12 protein-coding genes are annotated in these 17,300 nt (G+C 62.8%); 5 read left to right on the top strand and 7 right to left on the bottom strand.

Going from position 1 to position 17,300, the window contains the following annotated elements:
* Window positions 1-327: 327 nt before the first annotated feature.
* The 3 genes from MWN34_RS05300 to MWN34_RS05290 all read left to right on the top strand — a co-directional run bounded on the left by MWN34_RS05300 (window position 328) and on the right by MWN34_RS05290 (window position 5,538).
* The gene (locus tag MWN34_RS05300) at window positions 328-1,008 is read left to right on the top strand and encodes a response regulator transcription factor (RefSeq protein WP_247027305.1); all 681 of its coding nucleotides are present in this window, start codon (window positions 328-330) and stop codon (window positions 1,006-1,008) included.
* Window positions 992-2,395, top strand: coding sequence for a sensor histidine kinase (locus MWN34_RS05295; RefSeq protein WP_247027303.1), 1,404 nt, complete (start codon window positions 992-994; stop codon window positions 2,393-2,395). The genes MWN34_RS05300 and MWN34_RS05295 overlap by 17 nt, the downstream gene beginning before the upstream one ends.
* 200 nt (window positions 2,396-2,595) lie before the next feature.
* On the top strand, window positions 2,596-5,538 hold the full coding sequence (locus MWN34_RS05290) for a bifunctional [glutamine synthetase] adenylyltransferase/[glutamine synthetase]-adenylyl-L-tyrosine phosphorylase (protein WP_247027626.1): 2,943 nt from the start codon (window positions 2,596-2,598) through the stop codon (window positions 5,536-5,538).
* A gap of 8 nt (window positions 5,539-5,546) precedes the next feature.
* On the opposite strand, the gene MWN34_RS05285 is transcribed toward MWN34_RS05290, so the two are convergent.
* The gene (locus MWN34_RS05285) at window positions 5,547-7,859 is read right to left on the bottom strand and encodes a PAS domain-containing sensor histidine kinase (RefSeq protein WP_247027301.1); all 2,313 of its coding nucleotides are present in this window, start codon (window positions 7,857-7,859) and stop codon (window positions 5,547-5,549) included.
* Between the two features lie 308 nt (window positions 7,860-8,167).
* Here MWN34_RS05285 and fae point away from each other — a divergent pair, with 308 nt between their 5' ends.
* Window positions 8,168-8,707: a formaldehyde-activating enzyme gene (gene fae, locus MWN34_RS05280; RefSeq protein WP_247027299.1), complete on the top strand. Its 540-nt coding sequence runs from the start codon at window positions 8,168-8,170 to the stop codon at window positions 8,705-8,707.
* A 7-nt stretch (window positions 8,708-8,714) separates the two neighbouring features.
* Here fae and MWN34_RS05275 read toward each other — a convergent pair whose 3' ends face one another.
* Window positions 8,715-10,112 (bottom strand): sensor domain-containing diguanylate cyclase, encoded by a 1,398-nt coding sequence (locus MWN34_RS05275; RefSeq protein ID WP_247027297.1) that lies wholly within the window; start codon window positions 10,110-10,112, stop codon window positions 8,715-8,717.
* A 96-nt stretch (window positions 10,113-10,208) separates the two neighbouring features.
* A complete protein-coding gene (pepN, locus tag MWN34_RS05270; RefSeq protein ID WP_425532061.1) occupies window positions 10,209-12,860 on the bottom strand; it encodes an aminopeptidase N in 2,652 nt (883 codons plus the stop codon).
* 175 nt (window positions 12,861-13,035) lie between these two features.
* Between pepN and MWN34_RS05265 the strand changes: the two genes are divergently transcribed.
* Window positions 13,036-14,328 carry an acyltransferase family protein gene (locus MWN34_RS05265; RefSeq protein ID WP_343311833.1) on the top strand — a complete coding sequence of 431 codons (1,293 nt, stop codon included), beginning with the start codon at window positions 13,036-13,038 and terminating at the stop codon, window positions 14,326-14,328.
* Window positions 14,329-14,339: 11 nt separating this feature from the next.
* Here MWN34_RS05265 and MWN34_RS05260 read toward each other — a convergent pair whose 3' ends face one another.
* The 4 genes from MWN34_RS05260 to MWN34_RS05245 form a co-directional block, all read right to left on the bottom strand.
* Window positions 14,340-15,056, bottom strand: coding sequence for an HAD family hydrolase (locus tag MWN34_RS05260; RefSeq protein WP_247027291.1), 717 nt, complete (start codon window positions 15,054-15,056; stop codon window positions 14,340-14,342).
* 3 nt (window positions 15,057-15,059) lie between these two features.
* The gene (gene rpe / locus MWN34_RS05255) at window positions 15,060-15,740 is read right to left on the bottom strand and encodes a ribulose-phosphate 3-epimerase (protein ID WP_247027289.1); all 681 of its coding nucleotides are present in this window, start codon (window positions 15,738-15,740) and stop codon (window positions 15,060-15,062) included.
* Window positions 15,737-16,666 (bottom strand): CbbX protein, encoded by a 930-nt coding sequence (gene cbbX / locus MWN34_RS05250; RefSeq protein WP_247027287.1) that lies wholly within the window; start codon window positions 16,664-16,666, stop codon window positions 15,737-15,739. Before cbbX ends, rpe begins: the two co-directional genes overlap by 4 nt.
* Before the next feature lie 149 nt (window positions 16,667-16,815).
* Complete coding sequence (locus tag MWN34_RS05245) at window positions 16,816-17,238, bottom strand: ribulose bisphosphate carboxylase small subunit (protein WP_247027285.1); 423 nt, start codon at window positions 17,236-17,238, stop codon at window positions 16,816-16,818.
* Window positions 17,239-17,300 lie beyond the last annotated feature (62 nt).

Here is a 17,300-nt window from a genome sequence, read left to right as displayed (position 1 = left end):
CCGGCAGTCGCCCCCACGCTGCCGGTCTTCCGATCCACGCAGGCCTGTTGCCCCCGGACTGTATGGATCGCCGATCGCAACCGTGTTGCGTCGCCCCCAAGGAAGCGGTCGGTCTGATGGCGCGCGGGACGTTCGATCATTGGCGTCCCGCGCTGCTGTCGCAGTCTTCCCGACCGTTACCTCGCAATAGGCATCAGGCCTAAAATGGCGTACATGGTCATGATCCGACATCCTGCCTTTCCGAACCCGTCCAGCGTGCCCACCTCGGCTCCGGCCGATACTGCGTTGGGAGACTGCGGCGTTCTTGAGACTGTCAAAGAAGAGATCATGCGCCTACTCGTCGTCGAAGATGATCGCGCCGCTGCCGATTATCTGCGTAAGGCCTTCCGCGAGGCGGGTTTTGTGGTGGATCTCGCGAGCGATGGCGACGAGGGTTTGAGCCTTGCACTGGATGGCGGTTATGATGTCCTGATCGTCGACCGCATGCTGCCGCGCCGCGACGGTCTTTCCCTTATCGCCGAACTGCGCGCCCGCGGCGACAAGACGCCGGTGCTGATTCTCTCCGCGCTGGGGCAGGTGGACGATCGCGTGACCGGCCTGCGCGCCGGCGGGGACGATTACCTTCCCAAGCCCTATGCCTTTTCCGAACTGCTGGCGCGCGTCGAAGCGCTGGCGCGGCGCGGCGGTCCGCAGGCGACCGAAACCACCTATCGCGTCGCCGACCTGGAGCTTGACCGTCTCGCGCACCGTGTCATGCGCAGCGGACAGGAGATCGTCCTGCAGCCGCGCGAATTCCGGCTGCTGGAATATCTCATGCGCCATGCCGGGCAGGTGGTGACGCGCACCATGCTGCTCGAGAATGTGTGGGACTATCATTTCGACCCGCAGACCAATGTGATCGACGTCCACGTTTCCCGGCTGCGTTCCAAGATCGACAAGGGCTTCGAGCCCCCGCTGCTCCATACGGTGCGCGGTGCCGGTTACATCGTCCGTGACGGCGCTCGGTAGGCTGATCCGCACAACCGCATTCAAGCTGATCGCGGCCTATCTGCTGGCCTTCGCGATTTTTGCGGCGTCGATCATTGCCTATCTGGGCTGGCACACGCAGCGCCTCGTCGTCGGGCAGGTGACCGATGCGATCGAGACAGAGGCGAAGATCCTTTCGCAGCAATACACCATCGGTGGCGTCAATCGCCTTGCCAGCATCATCAACCGCCGCTCCCGGCAACCAGGGGCAGGCCTTTACCTCCTTACGACCTTTACCGGCGAGAATGTCGCCGGCAATGTCCTCAACCTGCCGCTGAACTTCCTGGACAGCGAAGGCTGGAAGGAAATCGACTATGTGCGCTCGGAGGATACCGACGGGCATACCAGTCGGGCCGTGGTGAAGGTCATATTCCTCCCCGGCGAATTCCGGCTGCTGATCGGGCGCGACGTGGTCGAGCGCGAGGAGCTGCGTCGCATCATCATCCGCCCTGCGCTGTGGAGCGTGGCGGTGCTCGTGCTGCTCGGCGTGGCCGGCGGCCTGTTCGTCACGCGTCGCGTGCTGAAGCGCATCGACGAGATGACCGCGACCTCCGACCGTATCATGGCCGGCGATCTGACCGGCCGGCTGCCGCTCGCCGGTACGGATGACGAGTTCGATCGCCTTGCCCTCAGCGTCAACGCGATGCTGGAGCGCATCGAGGTCCTTCTCGCCGGGCTGAAGCAGGTTTCCGACAACATCGCCCATGATCTCAAGACACCGCTGACCCGCCTGCGAAATCGGGCCGAGGATGCATTGCGGACAGCGAGCACCGACGTCCAGTGGCGTGCCGCGACCGAACAGACCATCGAGGAATCGGACACGTTGATCCGCATCTTCGATGCGCTTCTGATGATCGCGCGTGCAGAGGCGGGGCAGGCCCGTGCCGGCATGGTGCCGTTCGATCTTGCGGAGACAGTGGAGAGCGTCGCCGAGCTCTATGAACCGCTGGCGGAGGAAAAGGGGTTGTCCTTCGAGGTGACGGCGCAAGGCCCCCTGATGGTGCGCGGCGTGCGGGAACTGATCGGACAGGCACTGTCGAACCTCGTCGACAATGCCATCAAATATTCCTGCCCGGACGAGGAAGACGGCGTGAGCCGCACCATTCGGATTGCCGGCGAGCCGATCGGCGAGCGGGCGCGCATCACCGTGGCCGACCAGGGTGCCGGCATCCCGGAGCTGGACCGTGCAAGGGTGCTGGAACGCTTTGTACGACTGGAGGCGAGCCGGACGCGGCCCGGTTCCGGGCTGGGACTTTCGCTGGTTTCCGCCGTGGTGCATCTGCATGGCGGCACGCTTGCTCTTGAGGATAATGCGCCCGGCCTTCGCATCGTCATCGAGCTTCCTCTGGAGCCGGTCTCGGGGGATTGATCCCTGTGTGCGGGCGCCGTTCGCGTCGGTGTTCGGTTGCCTTCTCCGGCATCGGGGCACTTGGTCACTTTTGCAAAAGATGCCGTGGTGTATGACTGAGCGGAATGGGAGGTCCGATGGTGGCGAAGGGCGTGCGGTCGACGGGTAGAGAGAGCGAAGGAGGCAGCCGGGCCAAGCCGGCCAATCGTTCGCAGCGCGAGATCGTCGACGGTTCATCCCTTATCGCACGCATCGATCAGGCTCCCGTCGTCGCCAATGCCACGAAGGCACGCCGCAGGTTCGGCGAGCTTGTCGCTTCGGATCCCGATGTCGCCGCCCGCCTGAAGGCGTTGCTTGTCAAGAGGCCGAAGGCCCTGCAGCTTTGCTCTGCCGTGGCCGAACATTCCCCCTTCCTGAGCGACCTCGTCCGGCAGGATCCCGCACGGCTCCTGCGCATTCTCACGAGCGATCCGCTCATGGTACTCGCGCAGGCGAAGACAGATGCCTTGATGGAAGTCGCAGCAGCCGCCATCGAGGATGAAGCGCGCGTCATGCGCGCTTTGCGTCGGCTTCGCGCCGAGGCGGCGCTGACGGCCGCACTCGCGGACATGGGCGGTGTCTTCGGGCTCGACGACGTGACTGGTGCCGTTTCCGACGCGGCCGACACAGCGATCGCTGCTGCCGTCGCCTTTCTGCTCCGACAGTCGGTGGATGCCGGAAAGATCGTGCGCGCCGACGTGCACGGGTGCGGCTACGTGATTCTCGCTATGGGCAAACACGGCGCCCGCGAGCTTAATTTCTCCAGCGATGTCGATCTCATCGTGCTTTACGATACCGAGCGCGCACCGCTCGCCCAAGATGTCGAGGCCGCCACCTTTTTCGTGCGCCTGACCCGCCAATTGGTGAAGCTGCTCCAAGAGCGCACCGCGGACGGTTATGTGGCCCGCATCGATCTGCGCCTGCGTCCTGATCCGGCTTCTACACAGGTCGCGCTCTCCACAGATGCCGCCCTCGACTATTACGAACGCGAGGGCGCTACCTGGGAACGGGCGGCCTATATCAAGGCACGCCCCGTCGCCGGTGATCTGGCGCTTGGCCAACTCTTTCTGCAGCAGCTCTCGCCTTTCATCTGGCGCCGGTCGCTCGACTACGCGGCGCTGGCCGATGTCCATGCCATGAAGCAGGACATCCACGCGTTCCGCGGACACGGTTCGATCGCGGTGGAAGGTCACAATGTGAAGCTCGGCCGGGGAGGTATCCGGGAGATCGAGTTTTTCGCCCAGACCCAGCAACTCATCGCCGGTGGCCGCGAGCCTCGCCTGCGCACGCCGCGAACGATCGAGGCGCTGGAGCGCCTGGCGGCAGGCGGTTGGATCGGCGCAGCCGCACGCGATGAATTGACGGCCGCGTATCTCTATCTGCGCCGCGTCGAGCATCGGTTGCAGATGGTTGCGGATGCGCAGACGCATTCTCTGCCGGAGGATGAGGACGCGCTTGCGCATTTCGCGCAGTTCATGGGTTATCCTAATCGCGAAAGCTTCGCGATGGCCCTGATGGCGCGTCTCCTCACCGTGCAGGAGCATTATTCGCGCCTGTTCGAGGATGCGCCGCCCCGCGCCGTGGTTGAGGGGCGGCTGGACTTTCCCGAAGATGCCGATGACCGCGAGACCCTCGCAACGCTGCATCGTCTGGGCTACGCCGAACCTTTGGCCGCCAGCGCAATCGTCCGTGGCTGGTTGTCAGGGCGTTATCCAGCCTTGCGGATGCCCGGTGTGCGGGATCATCTCGCCGCTCTCGTTCCGGTGCTGCTCGACGCGATCGCGCGGGGCGGGGAGCCCGACAGCGCACTACGGGCAGCTGACCGCTTCTTCCAAGAGCTGCCGGGTGCACAGCGTCTGCTCTCTGCGCTGGAGCGGCATCCCGATCTCGTCCGCCTGCTGGCGACGATCCTGGCGACGGCGCCGCGCCTCGGCGATATGATCGCTCATCGCCCGACGCTGGTGGACGCACTGCTCGATCCCGCCTTCTTCGGTGCGCTTCCCGACGAGCAGGAGCTTGAAGCGCGCCTCGCCAGTTTGCTTGCGGATGCGGCCGACGAAGAGGATCTGCTCGATCAGGCCCGGCGTTTCCGGCAGGAGCACCATGTGCTCATCGGTGTGCGTATCCTGTCGGGCACGCTTCCGGCCGCACAGGCGGGAGAAGCCTTTGCACGATTGGCCGATGTCATCATCCGTGGCCTTGGCAAGGCCGTGAGGGCGCGGTTCGAGGAAGCTCATGGCCGGCTGAAGGGCGCGTCTCTTGCGGTTCTCGCCATGGGCAAGCTGGGCGGGCGCGAGATGACGGCGGGTTCGGATCTCGATCTTATCGTGCTCTACGATTTCGACGACGAGCAGCCGGAATCGGACGGTTCTCGCCCGCTTCATGGCAGCCAGTATTTTGCTCGCCTTACCCAGCGCCTCGTCAGCGCGCTTACTACGCCGACCAATGCCGGGCAGCTCTATGAGGTCGATCTGCGGCTGCGTCCGTCGGGTCGTTCCGGTCCAGTCGCAACCCGGCTTCCCGCCTTCATCGCTTACCAGTCGGACGAGGCGTGGACGTGGGAGCATATGGCTCTCACGCGTGCCCGCGTTGTTTGGGCCGAACCTGATTTCCGTCTGGCCGTAAAGGCGGCCATCGGGCAGGTTCTGGCCCGGCGTCGTGATCCTGTGCGGCTGGCGGCCGATATCGTCGACATGCGCCATGCCATTGCCGACGAGAAGGACGAGGATCGGAACTGGGATCTGAAATATGCGGCCGGCGGGCTCGTCGACATCGAGTTCCTTGCCCAGTATCTCGTGCTCGCCCATGCTCGGATCCATCCGGAGCTGGCACGGACCTCGACCGCCCGGGTGATCGCCGAGGCGATCCGCGTCGGCCTACTTGACGCACCGGACGGGCAGGCGCTGGGCGATGCCTGCCGGCTCTTGCACGACCTCACGCAAATCTTGCGGCTGGCGGTGAGCGGGCCGTTCGACCCGACGACAGCAAGCCCGGCCTTACGGCGGCTGATGGCGCGGGCAGGGGCCTTGCCGGATTTCTCGACGCTGGAGGCCCATTTGGTCGAGACGCAGGCGCAGGTTCGGGCGATCTTCAATCGGATCCTCGGGGTCGAGGACGCCGTTTGAGCTTCAACTCATTCGGCGGCGTCGAGACTGTCGGCACGCATCTGACGTCCGGGCCGCGCTGCCGTCGGCATGCGGATCACCACCGTCGTGCCGGTACCTTCGGACGAACGGATCCGCATCGTGCCACCATGCAGTTCCACCAGCGAGCGCGCGATGGCCAGGCCAAGGCCCGAGCCCTTGTGTGTCTTGGTGAACTGGCTCTCGACCTGTTCGAACGGCTTGCCGATCGTGGCAAGCGCGGCCCGGGGGATGCCGATGCCGGTGTCCTCGATGACGAGAAGTGCCGATTGAGCGGAGAGCCGGGTACGGACGGTCACGCGTCCATGTTCCGGTGTGAACTTGATGGCATTCGACAGCAAGTTGAGCGTGATCTGCTTCAACGCCCGCTTGTCGGCTTCGATGGTTACGTCGGTGTCGATCTCGGCCGCCATCGTGAGATGTTTCTCATCGGCACGCACCGACATGACCCGCAGTGCGTCCTGCACAACCTCGTCGAGCCGGACGGGTTGGAGGGCGAGGCGGACGCGGCCTGCCTCGATGCGGGACATATCGAGAATGTCGTTGATGACATCCAGCAGATAGCGCCCGGAATCCCGAATATCGCGGCAGTATTCATTGTATTTTTCGGAACCGAGTGGGCCGAACAAGCCGCTTTCCATCAGTTCCGAGAACCCGATGATAGCATTGAGCGGCGTTCGCAGCTCGTGGCTCATATTGGCGAGGAATTCCGACTTGGCGCGGTTGGCCTGCTCTGCCCGCGTTTTCTCATCCGCGTAATTCTGGGCGAGTTCGGCGAGTTGCTGGGCTTGGAATTCGAGCGTCTGCTGTGATTTGCGCAGGTCCGCGACCAGCGCCATCAGGCGCTTCTCGCTTTCCATGAGCCGCTCTTCGTGGCGCTTCAGTGCCGTGATGTCGGTGCCGACCGAGACGAAGCCACCATCCTTGGTGCGTCGCTCGGCCACTTTGAGCCAGCGCCCGCCCTCGATCTGAGCTTCGAAGGCGCGCGCTCCTTCTTCGGGGCGGTCTTCGGATTTCAATGGGATGCGCACGACTGGCTGGCGCGCGTGGTTCGCGACTTTCTCGAACGGCGTGCCCGGCACGGTGCAATGGTCCGGCAAACCATAGAGGGTCTGGAACTTCGAGTTGCACATCACGAGGTGATTGTTGCAGTCCCAAAGCACGAAGGACTCGGAAATGCTCTCGATGGCATCCCGCAACCGCATGTCAGCGGTGGCGGTGCGTTCGGCGAGCCGTCGTTCCTCGGTCACGTCGATTGCAATGCCGACAAGATGGGGCGCCTCCCCACTGGCCTGCGGCACGACCTCGCAGCGCGCCCGCACCCAGAGCCAGTCGCCATCCGCGTTCTTCATCCGGAAGACACGTTCGATGCTGCGGCCAGGCTTGTCGGCGAGCTCCTTGGCGATGTCGTAGAGGTTCGTGTCGTCTGGGTGGATCATTTCCGCCACTTCGCCGAACGAGATCAACTCATCCCGTGGATCGTGACCGAGCATTTCGAACATGGAATCGGACCAGAACATACGGCCTCGGCCCATGTCCCAATCCCACAGCCCGCAACGGCCCCGATTCAGCGCAGTGTCGATGCGCTCGCGCACCGTGTCGTAGATGCCGTCGGCTTCCCGCGCGCGGCTGGCCTGCCAGTGAAAGGCGAAGCCGAGAATGAGCAGGACGCCCCCCGTCGTCGTCAGCAGGGTGACGGTCAGGATGGTATCGGATCGCCAGTTCGCGAGGGCTGAGCCGATGGGCTGGACAGCCAGAAGCTGGCCGCTCGAGCCGCCGAGATTGCGGACGGTGGCCAATGCCGGCGTGCCATCCGAAAGAGACACCTCCAGCACGCCCGCATTCTCGGCGAAGACGACCAGCGGCTGCGCGTTGGAGAGAAGAGCTGCGGCTTCGGCGGCGCTCTGCGCCGTGCCATCGGTGGTCGCGACGACCGTGCCGTTCGCGTCGGCGACGGCATAGCTGCGGCCGGCTTCTGCAGCGCGAGGCGGCAGAGCGTTGCGCAATACGTCCGTCCTGCCGGCGGCAAGCGCGGTCGAGCCAGCCTCGTTGGTGATCGCGAGTGAGAAGAGAGCGAGCTGGTCCTTTGCGTCGGCAACGGCCTGATTGCGGTAGGCGCGGATCTGAACGATAGCGGCAACGGCAACTATGGCGATGAACGCAACGATGAGCGCCGGCACGGCGCGCCGCAGGAACGGCTCGGCCTCCACCAGCCTCTGATAGGCAGGCTTTGCTACCGAGCGCGCCAGACCTCGCATGGCCTGAACGCGCGCAGACGCGTCAGCAGCGTTGGCGCGTGCCATCCGCCGGCCTCCCCCTCGAAGTCCATGTGCCCCGTAAACGGAGGGACGTGCCGCATCTCTCCGAATCATGCCGATTTGAATCGAATCGGTAGGTCCGTGTCCAGAGTCTTAGGCGAGTCAAGTTAACGATTCGGCAACATTCGGCGACGACGACGCGCTTCGACCCGCTGCAGCGCAAGGGTTTCGGGATTGCGACAGGTAATTGTGAATTTTGGGGACGATCCCAGTGGCCGCTGGACTGCCAAACGGCGGTGGACGTGCTCCGGTCACCAATGCTATGCGCACGCCCATCAGCCAAGGAGCATCCCATGACCGACATCTGGTTCCGCACCGGCGAGGCCACCGTTCTGGCCGCCGAAGGGCAGTTCACCGACGCTATGCCGGAAGTCCTCATCGGCTCCGTTCGTGGCCCGGCCGGTCAGGCCTTCGCCTCGATGATGGGGCAGGTTCAGGGGCACACGCGGATGTTCGTGGTACGCGACCTGAACCAGATGGTTCGTCCGGCCACGATGATGACCACCAAGGTCACCATCCAGAGCGCCGAATATGTCGACCTTCTTGGCGGCGTGGTGCAGGCTGCCATCGGCGACGCCATCGTGGATTGTCTGGCAGAGGGCATCCTTCCGAAGGAACTTGCCGACGACATCTGCATGATCGTGATGGTGTGGCTCGACCCCCGCTGCGCCGAGCATTCAGACCTCGACAAGGCCGATCTCTATCGCACCCAGTATGAGGCGATGAAAATTGCCATCGATCGTGCGCTGAAGGGCGAGCCGACGGTCGATCAGCTGATTGCCAACCGCACGACCGTCAAGCACTACGCTCTCGACGGCGTCGTCGAATATTGATCTGACGCTACCGCGCGATTTCAGCGGGCGGGGCGTCCATCTGGTGATTGGTCACCACGATCTGGATGCTCCCGTCCGCTTCGATGCCGGCGAAGCCGATGTGGTCGCGTCCGGCTTCCTTCGCCGCATAGAGGGCGCGATCGGCGGCCTCGATCAATCGCTGCGGTGTACACCACGGTGCGCGCTTCTGCGGCGTGAGGAATGTGTAGCCGATGGAAATGGTGATCCTCCCTTGCGGGCTGCCCTCATGCGGAATCGCCAGTTCGCGAATGGTGCCCTGTAACGCGCGTGCCATGCTGGCCGCGTCGTCGGGATTGGTGTCGATCAGGATCGTCGCGAACTCTTCGCCACCGTAACGTGTGACGACATCCCGGCTCGGTCGGGCGACGTGTTGCAGCGTCTCGGCGACGAGGCGCAGGCATTCGTCGCCGGCCGGATGGCCATAAAGATCATTGTACCGCTTGAAGTGGTCGATATCGATCATGAGAAGAGCAAGCACTGGACGTGTGCGCCGCATCCTCCGAAATTCACGGTCGAGCACCCGGTCAAACTTCCGGCGGTTCGGCAGCTCGGTGAGGCTGTCGATTTCCGCGAGCATCTTGAGCCGCCGGTTGGCGAGGACGAGGTCGTGCTCCAGCAGGCGGCGTTGCCGGATGACGGCCTCCAGTTCCTGCTCGATTTCCTTCTGCCGCGTGATGTCGGTGCTGGTGGCAAGCATCCGCGCGGGCCGTCCGTCGCTGGTCTCGGCGATGACCTTGCCACGGCTCAAAATCCAGCGCCATGAGCCGTCCTTGTGACGCAGCCGGTATGTTGCCTCGAAGCTCTTATCCTCGCCGGCGAGGATGCGCCGCATCGCGCTGTCGATGATCTTGCGGTCGGATGGGTGAACGATGCTCCATGGCTGGTCCGCATCCGGCATTTCGTCCGGCGAGAAGCCGAGGGTGCGCTTCCACTGCTGCGATCGCCAGACGCGGTCCGTGATCATGTCGAAATCCCACACCCACTGTCCGGCGCTCTCGAGCGCGAAAGCCGATCGCTCGGCCTGCTGGGTCAGTGCGGCGAGGCGAGCGGCGTCTTCCGTGATGTCGACAAACGCCAGGGCATGTCCAGATGGAGAAGGCCTGATGTGTACGCGCAGGACGCGGCTTCGATCATCGCGAACGAGCGAAACGTCCGCCGATACTGCTTCCTCGGCCGCAGCCGCGAACGGGGGAGCCAGTTCAGGCAGGACGAGGACGATGGATTGGCCCAGGAGGGCGTTTATCGTCATTCCGCATATCTGCGCGAAGCTCTCGTTTGCGAGCGAGATGCAACCCGCCTCATCCACATTGCATAGCCCGACTGGAGCTTCCCGATACGCGCCTTCGGGAGTGGGAATCGGCTGTGGGGGACGGAAAGCGTTCATACCTGCAGCGGGTTGACGATGGTGTCGCGACACGTCCTCAGCATTGCAATAAGGGGGCCGGTCCGTAAAGGACCGGCTCCGTGCTTATTTTTCTCCTCAACCTAAGGCACGCATCACGATGTCCGATACGTCGGACGAGAGATTGTCGGCTTGGGCAATACGCCGCAAGGTATTCTCGGCGGAGGTGCGACGGACGGTCTCCAACTGTCTCCAACTGCGGAAAGAGCCGAGGATACGGGCGGCCAGTTGCGGATTCGAGCGATCGAGCACGAGGATGGTATCGGCGACGAAAGCGTGTGCCTGGCCGTCAGGCCGGTGCATCTGGCTGGGGTTCACGGCTGCAAAGGCGCCAATCAGCGACCGCACCCGGTTCGGATTGCCCATCGAGAAGGCTGGGTGCCGCGTAAGCGTGCGGATTCGGTCCAGCGTCTCCGGTTCGGCGATGAGCGCCTGCAGCGTCAGCCATTTGTCCACGACGAGCGGATCGTCGTGATAGCGCGCGTAGAAGTCCTCCAACGCCGCTTCCCGCTCCTGAGGGGCCGCGTGGGTGAGAATGGTAAGTGCCGCCAAACGATCGGTCATATTGTCTGCGGTACGGTAGAGTGCCACCGTGCGGGCAATGCCGTCGCCGGCACGAGCGGTCGCCAGCAAGTCGAGTGCGCCGTTCTTGAGGGCCCGACGTCCCGCGGAAACAGCGTCTGGAGCGTAAGGCTCGGGAATAGCAAGTCGCTCGTAGGCGGCGATCAGTGCAGGCGCGAGCCGCCCCCCGAGTACCTGCCGCAAGCCTTTGCGAGCAGCAGCGACGGCATCGGGATCAACGTCGTGCCCGATCTCCCGCGCAATATCATTCTCCGAAGGAAGCGAAAGGGCCTGCGCAACGAAGGCGGCGTCCAGCGAATGATCCGCAAGGACGGAATCGACGGCTGCCACGAGAGCGTTGGGATCGGCCGGAGCCTTGCCTTCGCGCAGCGCGGCCGCCGTTGCAACCAGATAGCCCATGGCCAACGTCTGGGCAGCATCGAACCGGTTGAACGCGTCGCTGTCGTGGCGCGCCAGGAACAGCAGATCTTCGGTGCTGAGATCGGTGCGCAGTTCGATCGGCGCCGAGAATCCGCGATTGATGGAGAGTATTGGGCGAGCCGGAAGATCGGCAAAGGTGAAGCAGGCCCTTTCACCTTCCAGCACCAGAATGCCGGAGGAGCGTTCGTTCGATGTGGCGTCGCTGCGGATCAGCGGAAGCTCGCTGCCATCGGGGCCGAGCAGGCCAACAACCAGCGGGATGGTCAAAGTCTGCTTCACCGGCTGTCCGGGCGTCGGCAGGGTTTGTTGCGAAATGTCCAGCGCGAAGGTGCGTGCCGTTTTATCCCACCGGGTCTCGACGTTCACGCGCGGCGTGCCGGCTTGGCTGTACCAGCGTGTGAAATGGCGGAGGTCGGCGCCTGTCGCGTCGCTGAAGCAGGTGAGGAAATCCTCCACTGTCGCAGCGTCACCGTCATGCCGCTCGAAATAGAGGTCCATGCCCGCACGGAACCCCTGCGAACCTAGCAGGGTCTTAAGCATGCGGATGATCTCGGCGCCCTTCTCATAGACCGTCGCCGTGTAGAAATTATTGATCTCCCGATAGGTATCTGGTCGAACCGAATGGGCGAGCGGGCCGCTGTCCTCCGCGAATTGGTGGCTCTTCAGCACGCGCACGTCGTCGATACGCTTTACCGGACGGGAGCGTTCGTCGGACGAGAACTCCTGGTCGCGGAAGACCGTAAGCCCTTCTTTCAGGCAGAGCTGGAACCAGTCGCGACAGGTTATGCGGTTGCCGGTCCAATTGTGGAAATACTCATGGGCTATGATGCCTTCAATCCGGGCGTAATCGACATCGGTCGCTGTTTCAGGCGTCGCGAGAATGTATTTGTCGTTGAATATATTGAGGCCCTTGTTCTCCATCGCGCCCATATTGAAGTCGGCAACGGCGACGATGTTGAAGACGTCGAGATCATATTCGCAGCCGAAGGTTTCCTCGTCCCAACGCATCGAACGCTTCAGCGCATCCATTGCATAGCTCGCTCGATCGGTCTTGCCGGGCTCGACATAGATGCCGAGTTCAACCGTGCGCCCGGAGGCGGTGGTGAAAGGCTCCACGATACGGTCGAGAGCACCGCCGACGAGTGCGAACAGATAGCAGGGCTTGGGCCATGGATCGTGCCAGACCGCATAATGGCGTGAAGTGCCGGCGACGGGTCCCGATTCCACAGGATTGCCGTTGCCGAGCAGCACTGGCGCCTCCATGACATCGGCTTCGATGCGTGTCGTATAGATGGAGAGAACGTCCGGTCGGTCGGGGAAATACGTGATGCGCCGGAAGCCTTCCGCCTCGCACTGCGTACAATAGCTTTTACCTGAACGGTAAAGGCCCATCAGTTTGGTGTTGGCAGAAGGATTCAGCAGCGTTTCGATTTCCAGTACCAGCGGTCGTGCTGGTAGGTTTTTAATCGTGAGTGCCGTTGGCGAGACAGCATAGCCGGATGGGTCGAGAGGGGCGCCGTCCAGCGTGAAAGACACAAAGGCGAGTTCGTCTCCATCCAGCACCAGTGGAGCGCCCGCCTGACCTTCGGGATTGGGGCGCAGGGTTAGCTTGCTGCGCACGCTCGTTGCTGTTGGGTGAAGGCACACGTCCAGTTCGACGGTATCGACCAGCCATTCCGGCGGGCGGTAATCGGCGAGACGGACAGGCTGCGAATCGGCATCGCGCATCATCGGCACACTCCCCAAGGCTCCCATGACCTGTAGAACTCCGTGCCGCCAAACAAAAGCCCGTCTCATTCACGAAAGCGCCTGCGGGCGGCTGGAACAGTAGAGGCGCTTGCCTCATAAAAATCGGAACCGGGGTGCACCATCCTCGTTAGTTGAGCGTCGCACTTTCCAGGATATGGCGAACACGTGGCAAAGGCAAAACGAGGTCTCGCTTATGCACTCTACCCCAGAGAGGTTCGAGACTCTTGATTCCTGGCGTGGAATCTGCGCCATGATGGTTGTGATTTACCATTTTTGTTTTTTGGTGAATGCCGAGCAATTTCGTAATGATTTTACATCTAACGCCTATCTGTTTGTCGATTTCTTCTTCGTGCTCTCGGGCTTCGTTGTTTCCCATGCCTATACCCGTCGTCTCCAGACACCCCGACAGGTTGGCGGTTTCGTCCTGAAGCGTTTTGGTCGACTCTGGCCACTCCATGGCGCCATCCTGTTCGCTCTGATGATCGGCGTCATGTTCATCAATGTCGCCGGTTCACATCCCGACAGCTTTGAGGTTCATGCGAACAAGGGAAACTTCTCCCTCTATGCACTGATCCTGCATGCCCTCATGCTTAACTCCATTGATCTGTATGGGAATGCTTGGAACAGCCCGGCCTGGAGCATTGGTTCGGAGTTCTACACCTACATCCTGTTCGCGGTGGTCGTGATGGTAGCCGGCCGCCGGCTGCTCAGCGCATCGCTGATCATCGCGGCAATCGCGGTCTGCGTCCTTTTCTTCGCCGCGCCCGCCTTTATGAACTCCACGGCTGATTTTGGCATGGTGCGCTGCATTGCCGGCTTTTTCGCCGGCGTAGCGGCACAGCATGTACACGCCGCGACACGAGGCAAGCCGCTGCCCTTCGCAGCTCTATTCGAATGTGCCGCCATTGCGGTAGTCGCTGTTTTCGTCATTGTCGCGGGAGATGGTCCGGATGATGTGCATCCCGCAAGCCTGATGGCTCCGCTTGTCTTTGCCGGCGCGGTCCTGGTCTTTGCAAGGGAAGGCGGCGCACTGTCCCGGATGCTGAAGGCACGTCCTCTTCGCGCGCTGGGGCGTTGGTCCTATTCGATCTATATGGTCCATATGCCCGTGCTGCTGCTCACGGGCTATGGCCTTTGGCTCTACGGGACTGCCTCCGGCACCTCACTGCGACAGGAGATCATCGTTGAGGGGCACGCGAAGCAACTCTACGATCTCGGTGACCCCATCGCGACGTCGCTTCTGCTGGGCGTCGTGCTGCTCATCGTGCTTGTCGTCGCATCGGTCACCTACCGCCACATCGAGGATCCATGGCGCGGGCGATTCGGTCGGTTGGCCAAGCGTTATGAAGCGGGGGAGGGCAGTCCTCACCGGAAGCATCCACCGCGTAGGTCGGCCGGTGCGCTCGTGCCGGTCCGGGTGAAATCGGAACGGGATCAACGCCGCTGACGGTTGGGTGGTCACCATCCGCTGTCGGCGGCTCGCCATTTGGCGATGGTGGCCAGCGAGACAGGTGGTGTGTCAAGATCAGGCACCACCGCCATCGCGCCAGGAAAGCTCTGGTGGCTGGTATAGACGCTTGGGGTCACCAGCGTTGGAAGACCTGCCGCACGAGCGGAATCGAGCCCATTGCGCGAGTCTTCCACCGCGATGCATGCAAAGGTTGGCATCCGCATTTCGTCCAGCACGAGCCGATAAATGTCCGGCGCAGGCTTCTTGCGCGGAACGACATCACCGGCCCCGATGAACTCGAAAATCTTTGCGGCATCGGATCCGAACGCCGCTGCCAGCAGGGCTTCGACATTCGGCAGACTGGTCGTCGTCGCGATCGCCAGCCGTACGCTGTCGCGACGAGCCTCCGCAATCAGACGCTTGACCCCCGGACGAAGTTTTGCGGCGCCGGCGACAACGAGTTCAGTGTAGCATTCCGTCTTCGCTGTATGGAGTTCCAGCACAAGGTCCAGGGCGCGAGCGCCTTGCGGAGGATCATCGGATGCAACATAGGCCCTGATACGTTCCTTGCCGCCGGTTACATCTAGCAGCCGACGATAAAGGGAGCGATCCCAGTGCCAGGGAAGGTCGAAACGGGCGAAGGTATCGTTGAAGGCTTGCCGATGGACCTCCTCGGTTTCGGCCAGCGTCCCGTCGACATCGAAAATAATGCCCTCCGCCCGCATGGATCACGCCGCCTTCCGCACCGCCGCGGCGCCCGCTGAGCGAATGGCTGAGATGTTGGCCCGGTACCCGTCGATGCCGCCCTTGAACACGGCCGAGCCGGCGACCAGTACATCGGCGCCTGCCGCGACGCAGCGCGCGCCGGTTTCCGGGTTCACGCCACCGTCGATCTCCAGATGAATGGGTCGCCCGCCGATCATGGCGCGCAGGCGCTCGACCTTCGGCAGCACATCCGGGATGAATGCCTGGCCGCCAAATCCCGGATTGACGGTCATGGCGAGGATGAGATCGACCTTGTCAAGAATATAGGCGATCGCACTTTCCGGCGTTGCGGGGTTCAGCGCCACGCCGGCCTTCTTGCCGAGCCCGCGAATGACCTGCAGGCAGCGATCGAGATGATCGGTCGCCTCCGCCTGAACGGTTATGATGTCGGCACCGGCTTTGGCGAAGGCTTCGAGATAAGGCTCGACCGGTGAGATCATCAGGTGCACGTCAAACACCTTGTCGGTGTGCGGACGCATCGCTTTGATAACGTCCGGCCCAAAGGTGATATTCGGCACAAAATGGCCGTCCATCACGTCGAGATGGATCCAGTCGGCGCCAGCGGCGACGACATCGCGAACTTCCTCGCCGAGGCGCGCAAAGTCGCTCGCCAGCATCGAGGGGGCGATCAGCGGGGTGGTCATGCGGGTTTCTCCGTCCGGAGCGGCGGGTAGCTGTCGATGCCACCGGAAAAGACGCGACTGGCGAGGATGTCCACGGCCTCGATCGTGACCAGATCTTCGGCGGTCACGGGCTTGTGGCTGGCGAACAGCCGGTTCGCCTGCCGCAGGCGGGCGCGGTCAAGCGCATTACGGATCGAGCGACCATTGGCGAAATGCGGCTGTGTCATGCGGATGCCGACATAGCGGTTGAACGCCTCATCCGCGGCCGGGCTCAGCTTGTAGCTCATGCCGCCAAGGATGCGTTCCCCAATCGCATGAAGCTCGGTCTCCGAATAGTCGGGAAAGTCGATGTGATGAGCGACGCGTGAACGGAAGCCTGGATTGGCGGTGAAAAACCGCTCCATCCGGTCCGCATAGCCCGCGAGAATGACAACGAGGTCGTCGCGCTGATTTTCCATCACCTGCAACAGTATTTCGATGGCTTCCTGTCCGTAGTCTCGCTCGTTCTCGGGGCGATACAGGTAATATGCCTCGTCGATGAACAGAACGCCGCCCATCGCTTTCTTCAGGATTTCTTTGGTCTTTGGCGCGGTGTGGCCAATATACTGACCTACGAGATCGTCGCGTGTGACGGTGACGAGATGGCCCTTGCGCACATAGCCAAGCCGGTGAAGGATTTCTGCCATCCGCAGGGCGACGGTTGTCTTGCCGGTACCGGGGTTGCCGGTGAAGCTCATATGCAGGGTGGGGCTGCTTGACGATAGGCCGAACTGCGCACGCGCCCGGTCCACCAGAAGAAGCGCCGCAATCTCGCGCAGCCGCTGCTTGACCGGAACGAGGCCGACGAGGTCGCGGTCGAGTTCGTCGAATACCTCGGCAAGACCGGAGTCGGCGAACTCGGCCTGCAGGTCAACGGCGTCGGGTTTGGTTTCGGTGAGCGCATCCATCGCGGCTGCTCCCTGTGTACGGATGAGAAAAGGGACCGGTCCGGGGCGCGGTTTCCCGGACCGGTCCGTTCGCTGCCCGGGGAGGAACGGGGTCGGTCAGCGAACCAGTTTCGGTCATCGGTGTCGGAAGCCTGAGGCTACCGGCCGTATCAGTAGCGGGCGCCTTCAGGCTTCGTCGAAGCGGCGTAGGAGCGGGTCGTGTAACGCTGATTGCGGCCGGCCACTTCCTGCCGGTCGAGGGCAAAGCCGGGCTCTTCCGCCGGACGATCGGTGATGAAGGACAGGCGCAGCGACTCCCAGGTGTGGCTGGGATCGAAGGCGCTGACACGGATGTAGTAGCGGCCGGCATAGGTCTTCCGGCACTCGTTCAACTCGAACATGACGCCGGCGGCATCCTTCACGTCGAACATCGGCATGCCCCACATTTCCCAATAGGTGTTGCGGGGATGCGGGTCGTCGGTGAACTCGACGTTCACAGCCCAGCCCTTGTCGATGGCGTACTGAATCTGCTTGGCGATCTGCTCGTCGGTGAGGTCGGGCAGGAAGGAGAAGGCGCCCTGAGTGATGCGCATGGTGATGTCTCGCTCTCTGTCGTCCCGGAAGGCCTGGGGCCGCGTCGGGATCGGGTGAAATG

Source organism: Ancylobacter crimeensis, from assembly GCF_023016805.1.
GTDB classification, from domain to species: Bacteria; Pseudomonadota; Alphaproteobacteria; order Rhizobiales; family Xanthobacteraceae; genus Ancylobacter; species Ancylobacter crimeensis.
The sequence above is the reverse complement of the archived record's forward strand: the minus strand, read 5'-3'. Positions and strand labels throughout refer to the sequence as shown.